We start from the raw sequence: 1936 nt of genomic DNA on the forward strand, positions 1-1936 counted from the left end.
GTCGCCTGCTCCTGCAGCGCCAGCCGGCCGGCCTCGGTGATCCGGAAGCCCGGCTCGCAGCGGCGCAGCGGTGGCTGGCCATCGCGCAGCGCCGCCGGCAGCAGCGTCGCGAACACCTCGCCGGGCGGATGGTGGTAATAGCCGGCCGCCCAGTGACCGAGCGCGAGCAGTTCGGCCGGCAGCAGCGGCGTGTCGTCGAGGATCGCCAGCGCCGGCTTGAGCTTCGTCGAGGCGAGTTCGCTGGCGCCGGCCGTATCCAGCAGCACGCCGATGCGTTCGCCGTTCTTCAGCGGCACGCGCACGCGCAGCCCCGGCACCAGCGGCGGCAGCGGACCGGGCGGTGCGAGGTAATCGAGGGCGGCAGGCAGCGGCGAGGGCACGGCGACGCGCAGGATCGGGGCTTGCATCCCGGCATTGTAGGGGCCGGCGCCGGGGGCGGGCCGGCGCGGGTTTTCATGCATCCGTCACGAAACCCTCACGGTTCCTGCACAAATTCTTCACGAAACATTCACTTGTCCGGTAGGCACAGCGTGTAGATACTGTGCCCACGTCGTCTATACAAAAAAGTCATCCGGGCATGGGCAAGAAGGGCAAGAAGAAGGACAGAGACGAAGAAGCGAAATTCGTCATCCGCATCGAAAAGGACCTTCGCGACGAATTCGTGGACCTCTGCCGCGACCTGGATACGACGGCGTCACGCGAGGTGCGGCGCTTCATCCGCAGCTACCTCGCCGAGAACGGCAGGGGCGCATCAGACGCCCCGCCGTCCCCTGATGCAGGGGAAAGCGCGTAATTCCATTGGCACGGCTCTGGAGGCGAAACCATGAACATCGACCGGAACGATTCACCCGTCCACGCCCAGACGGTCGCGGCAATCGAGGCCCAGCAGGCCTACTTCGAGGCCCGCGCCCGCGGTGTCTCGCGCGCCGAACGTGAGCGGCTCGAACGCAACTGGCTGTCGGCCGCGCGCCGCCTGCGCATCGGCATGGCCCAGTGAGGCCAGCGCCGGGGGCACGGCGGCCCGCGGCACAGCTGAAGAAGGCCGGCTCCTGCCATCGCGGCAGGGCCGGCCTTCACTTTTTGCGGCGTGGCGCGCGGCGTGATCCGGCGCCGGATCAGCCCTGCGTGACCGGCAGCAGCGTGATCTCGACGCGACGGTTCTGCGCGCGTCCGGCCTCGCTGGCGTTGTCGGCGACCGGACGCGTCGCGCCGTAGCCGGAGACCACCATGCGCGCATACGGCAGGCCGGCCTTGACGAAGCGCAGCGCCACGGCACCGGCGCGCTTCTGCGACAGCGCCTGGTTGGCCTCGGCCGCGCCGGTCGAATCGGTATGGCCGGCGATGTCGACGACGGTCTGCGGATATTCCTTCAGCACCGCGGCGATGCGGTCGATCTGCGGCTCGGCCGCCGGCTTCAGGGCCGCCTGACCGCTGTCGAAGGTGATCGCCTCGGGCAGGTTCAGCACGATGCTGTCGCCCTTGCGCTCGACACCGATGCCGCTGCCGGCCAGCTGCGCATCCAGATCGTTCTTCTGCTTGTCGAGATAGCTGCCGACCGCCGCGCCGGCGAGCGCGCCGACGCCGGCGCCGATCAGCGCACGCTTGGCCTTGTCGTGCTTGCCGCTGAGGCCGCCGGCCAGGGCGCCGAGTGCGGCACCGGCGACGGCACCGGTTGCGGTGCTGCTCATGCCGCTGCCGCTGCTGCTGCCGCCACCGCCGGCACCGGGCTGGGCGCAGCCGGCCACGGCGAGCGAGAGCGTGATGGCGGCCAGCACGGCCAGGTTCTTCTTCTGGGTCATGGAGTCTTCCTCTGCTTCCCGGGGAAACCGGCGCCCGTTGCGGTGGGCCGGTGCGAGGACGTCGCGAGGGTCATGACAGGCAAGGACCGCGCAGGTGCGACGCCCGGATCGGGGCAAAAGAATAGCCGGTGTCACCA

General features: G+C 69.9%; 3 protein-coding genes and 1 pseudogene. 2 read left to right on the top strand and 2 right to left on the bottom strand.

The features are described 5' to 3' along the window. Positions 1-407 (bottom strand): annotated as a pseudogene (locus PKE44_RS13310) (primosomal protein N'); the annotation flags it as partial. Positions 408-577: 170 nt separating this feature from the next. On the opposite strand from PKE44_RS13310, the gene PKE44_RS13315 reads away from it, so the two are divergent. Then, positions 578-793, top strand: a complete 216-nt coding sequence (locus tag PKE44_RS13315) for a hypothetical protein (RefSeq protein ID WP_324551984.1) — start codon at positions 578-580, stop codon at positions 791-793. A 30-nt stretch (positions 794-823) separates the two neighbouring features. Then, complete coding sequence (locus PKE44_RS13320; RefSeq protein WP_324551986.1) at positions 824-997, top strand: hypothetical protein; 174 nt, start codon at positions 824-826, stop codon at positions 995-997. 118 nt (positions 998-1115) lie between these two features. Here PKE44_RS13320 and PKE44_RS13325 read toward each other — a convergent pair whose 3' ends face one another. Next, complete coding sequence (locus tag PKE44_RS13325) at positions 1116-1799, bottom strand: OmpA family protein (RefSeq protein ID WP_324551988.1); 684 nt, start codon at positions 1797-1799, stop codon at positions 1116-1118. Positions 1800-1936: the final 137 nt, after the last annotated feature.

The organism is Plasticicumulans sp. (genome assembly GCF_035331805.1).
In the GTDB taxonomy this organism is placed as follows: domain Bacteria; phylum Pseudomonadota; class Gammaproteobacteria; order Competibacterales; family Competibacteraceae; genus Plasticicumulans.

Coding starts and splice junctions, on each gene's coding strand:
- PKE44_RS13320 (WP_324551986.1), top strand. CDS start 824: ATGAACATCGACCGGAACGATTCACCCGTCCACGCCCAGACGGTCGCG.
- PKE44_RS13325 (WP_324551988.1), bottom strand. CDS start 1,799: ATGACCCAGAAGAAGAACCTGGCCGTGCTGGCCGCCATCACGCTCTCG.
- PKE44_RS13315 (WP_324551984.1), top strand. CDS start 578: ATGGGCAAGAAGGGCAAGAAGAAGGACAGAGACGAAGAAGCGAAATTC.